Source organism: Gluconobacter sp. Dm-62, assembly GCF_018256155.1.
GTDB lineage: Bacteria > Pseudomonadota > Alphaproteobacteria > Acetobacterales > Acetobacteraceae > Gluconobacter.
The window spans coordinates 1-4541 of record NZ_JAERLY010000040.1; the positions used below are offsets into that span (position 1 = coordinate 1).

General features: G+C 63.9%; 1 protein-coding gene. It reads right to left on the reverse strand.

Features of this window, described 5'->3' with window-relative positions:
- Nucleotides 1-4541, reverse strand: a 4541-nt coding sequence (locus tag JK202_RS15950) for a DEAD/DEAH box helicase family protein (protein WP_211562464.1), incomplete at both ends; no start/stop codon positions are given.

Genomic DNA, 4541 nt, shown 5'->3' on the forward strand with positions numbered 1-4541 from the left:
TGCGTATCGGCTGCCAGATCCGCCTCAAGGGCCGCCATGGCCTCGCGCTTCTCCTGCAACAAAGCCGCCTCCGGGAACGCCAGACCCACACGGGCGCGGTAGCCGGGCAGCTTGCGCTCGGCTTCCTCCACCTGACGGCGCGCGTCCGCCAGCTCCGCCTCGAACCGCAACAATGCGTTCTCGATGCGGCTGACCAGCCCGACCGGGCTTGTCTCGCGGTCGAAGTCCATGCCGAGGATCCGCCCGTCCATCACAAGGCCAAGGGTCGCGTCCCACGTCTCCTCGCCGTCAAAGCGGGTGCGCCAGGTCTCACACAGGATCTTGAAGCCGCCGATCGTGCCAAGCGTCCACTTGCCTTTCTCCCCGGCCTTCGCGGCGAGACGGGCCTGCGAGAGAAGCCACTGACCGGCTTTCTCACGCTCGGTCATCTCCCGATCCTTGCGCACCAGCCTGAACGCTTCACCGCGCGTCGGCTCACGCTTTGCGATGTCGTTCTGAAGACGCGGGATCACAGCCTGCGCCGTCTCACGGTCACGCTCGGCACGGTCGATGGCGCGACGGACGTTATACTGATCGTCGTGATGGGCGGCCTGCAACCGCTCCAGACGGGCCAGCTCGGCCTCCAGTCCCGCCTTCTGCATCAGGCGTTCATCTCCTGACGCAAGGGCCTTGGCCATGGCGAACTGGTTGGCTTCCGCCCCGACATCCTCCAGACGGCGGATCGTCCGGTCTCCGGACATGGCAAGGCAGATAAACTTCTGCTTGCGCTCCAGCATCTGCCAGTTGGTCGCATCCACCGACCCTTTCAGGGCGTAGGCGTAGAGCTGGATCACCGGGTTCTGGTTGCCCTGACGCTCGATGCGGCCTTCGCGCTGGATGATGTCCGAGACCAGCCAGGGCACATCGAGGTGATGCAGGGCAATCAGCCGCTGCTGCGCGTTCACACCCGTTCCCATGGTGGCAGAAGACCCGATCAGGATCCGCTTGCGTCCGGAGTTCATGTCCCGAAAGAGCGCCTGCTTGGCCGTGCTCTTCTTGTAGTGCTGCATGAACGCGATCTCGTCGCGCGGGATGCCCATGCGGATCAGCTCATCGCGGATCCAGCGATAGGCCGAGAAACCGCGTGTCTCCAGGGCGGATTCCGTGCCCAGATCCGAGAAGATCATCTGCGTGGCACCCGGCAGGTCGTACTCCCGTCCCGTCTCAGGGTCGGTGTAGCGATTGGCCGACGTGTCCTGCCAGATCTGGAAGACCTTGCGGATCATGACGTTCAGCTTGTTGCTGTTGTCATTCTCCGCCCAGTTCCGCACGAAACGCAGGTCGATGGCAGCGTGCCGGGCGTCGGTGATGACGGACAGCAGGATGTCGTCGCCCTTCTGGGGCTTGCCCGTGCGCTCTTCAATCATCTTGATCCGCTCCGCGAGCGTCTTCTGATATTCTCGGAAGGCGTCCCCACTATCGGCCACGACGATCTCACGCCTGCCGCCCGCCACCTCGGGCAGTTTGACGTAGCGTCGCAGGTCGTCCTGCTGCACCACGTCGGCAAAGTCGCGATACATCGCCATCAGGTCGGCGACATTCACGAACTCGGAGAACCGCGTGACAGGCTTGTAAAGGCCGCTCGGCTGAAGCTCCAGTTCCGTGCGGGTCTCGCCAAAACTTGCGGCCCAGGCGTCGAACTCGTGCAGACCACGCTCGACAAGCGCTGGCAGGTCCATGAACCGCTGGATCGAGAACATCTCCCCCAGGGTGTTGGTAATCGGCGAGCCTGACGCCATCACCAGCACGCGCTCGGGATTACGCTTTGCGAGGTAGCGCGTTTTCACAAACAGATCCCAGGCGCGTTGGCTGCCATTCGGGTCGATCCCCTTCAGATCGGACTGGTTCGTGCCGAAAGACAGTTTGCGGAACTGCTGCGCCTCGTCCACGAGGATCTGGTCCACCCCGATCTCGCCGAGATGCACGAGATCGTCCTTGCGACTAGACAGGGCTTTCAGCTTGGCTTCCATCCCCTCCTTCAGGCGCTCGATGCGCTTACGCGACAGGCGGTCGTCCCGGTTCACATTCTCCAGAAGGCTTTCGTAGGACGCGATCTGGTCCTCGACCATCTCCTGCTCAAAGGCGCTCTCGACCGGCACGAACTTGAAGGCATCATGCGTGATGACAATGGCGTCCCAGTTCCCCGTAGCCGCCCGGGCCAGGAACCGCTGGCGCTTGTCCTTCACGAAGTTGGTCTCGTCCGCCACGAGGATCTGGGCGTTCGGGTAGAGCATCATGAACTCACGCGCCATCTGCGCAAGGCAGTGTCCCGGCACCACGATCATGCCCTTGGAAATCAGACCGAGGCGCTTTTGCTCCATCACGGCCGCGCACATCGAGAACGTCTTCCCGGACCCCACCGCATGGGCCATGTAGGTGCTGCCCTTGGCGATGATCCGCCAGATCACCCGCTTCTGATGGTCGCGCAGGCTGATGGCCGTGCTGGCTCCCGGCAGTTTCAGGTGGGAGCCGTCGAACGTGCGCGGGACAAGATTGTTGAACGCATCGTTATACAGCCGCACCAGACGCTCGGCGCGGTCGCTGTCCTGCCACACCCACGTCTCGAACGCGGTCTTGATCGCGGCCAGCTTTTCCTTGGCGGCCTCGGTCTCCTTCGTATTCAGTTCACGGTGTTCGCCGTTCTCATCGCGCCAGGTGTCCCAGATTTTCGGGTTGGCCTGATTGAGCGCATCGTCCAGAAGATCCCCGGCATGGCGGCGCTGTGTTCCCCAGACCGAGGTGGCCTCCGCCTTGCCGGAAAACCCGCTCTTGTCCACGCTCCAGGTCGCCACCTCCATCGTGTGGTGAATGGTCGTGCGAACCCCCATGACCTCTGCGACGAAAGCCTCGACATCCGGCACGGGGATCCACGGGGCTCCCAGGCGGGCCGTAATGTCAGACGGGCGCAGGTCTTCGGGCTGAACCTCTTCAAGGGCGGCGACGTTGCGCAGGTAGCGTCGGTCGCGCTCGGCAGCCTCCCGGGCCTGCGTCAGCTTGGTGCGAACCGCGCCTGACAGGGCCTCGTCGGCTGTTACCCAGACCTCACGGCCACCTGTGCTGCGGATCGGGTCGAGATAGACCGAGGATCCGAGTTCGGCGAGCACCTCCTCACCTGGGCGGCCCAGAAGCTCCGCCATGCGCTCGACGTCCACACCACCCGTCTCGTGCAGGGAGACCGCCAGCGCATCATGGGCGCCGTGAACCTCGGGCTCGGACGGTGCCTGAATCACGCGCTCGCTGAAGATCGGACCCGGACGGCCGGTCTGGCTCTTCTCGTCATACTCCTCAATCGAGCTGACCAGCCACACATCGGGATCGTCATAGAACGGCTGAAGGTTCGGGCGGCGCTGTGTGGACTTCTCCTCACCCGTCTCTTCATCCACCCGCGTCGTGGTGTTGGTGAGGTTGATCGGCCCGAACTGACGGCTGAAGGCCTGATACGCGCGTTTGAGATCGGCCTGATGCGCACTATAGGGCAGGTTCTCCACCTGAGCGCGAAGCACCAGACGGGCCGCGTCCCTCACAGGAATCAGACCCTTGATGATGGCCGCGTGCTTCTGGAAGATCCCTTCCTTCTGCTCGCCTTTCTTCACCTTCACCAGCACGGCTTCGCCGTCGATGATCTGGTGCAGCACACCCTTGTGCAGGAGGTAGCTGCCCTCTTTGAGCAGGGCACCGTCTGCGGCCGTTCCGACCTCGGCGGCGTGGTTATCCTGCACCGGAGCCATATCGAGCGTCTGCGGGGTCGGGAAGCGGGCCAGCGAAGAGAGACGGCCGAGGGCAAGCGGCAGGGCCTCGTCCAGCATCTGGAGCGGGTTGGCCTTGCAGGTGTATTCCGGGCCGAACTGCCCGCTCGTCCAGTCGTGCCGACCGAGAACCTGCTGGCCGTTCCCCGCGAAATAGCTGTTGATCCGCAGCGGGCCTTCGCCCTGATCGGTGTCCTCCAGCGCAGCCACGTCCAACCACGTCGCATCGCCTGCATCCTCTCCCGGTGCGCGACGGCGGAACACGAGCACGTCCACCACGACATCGGTTCCGGCATCGTCGCGCATGGCGCCGGCTGGCAGACGTGTGCCGCCCACGAAATCGGCCGTCTCGAAGATCGTCCGCCGTGCGCCGGCATCGGACTTGTCCATCGTCCATCGCGACGTCACGAACATCGCCACGGCTCCGGGCCGCAGACGGGAGATGGACCGGGCGATGAAATAATCATGCAAGGACAGGCCAAGGCGTCCCAGCTCGTCCGTGCCCCGGACCGTGCGGTTGCTGAAGGGCGGGTTGCCGATCACCAGATCGTAGCGTTCCGCGAGCTTGGCCATCGTGAAGTCTTCTGACCGGACCCACTGGTTCGGAAACAGCTTACGCGTGATGCGGGCTGTCAGCGGATCGTTCTCGATTGCGGTCCAGGCAGTTTTCGGGGCCAGCTTCGGAGGCACGCTCGCCATGAAAAGCCCTGTGCCACAGCCCGGCTCCAGCGCACGGCCACCCCGGAACCCCATCTG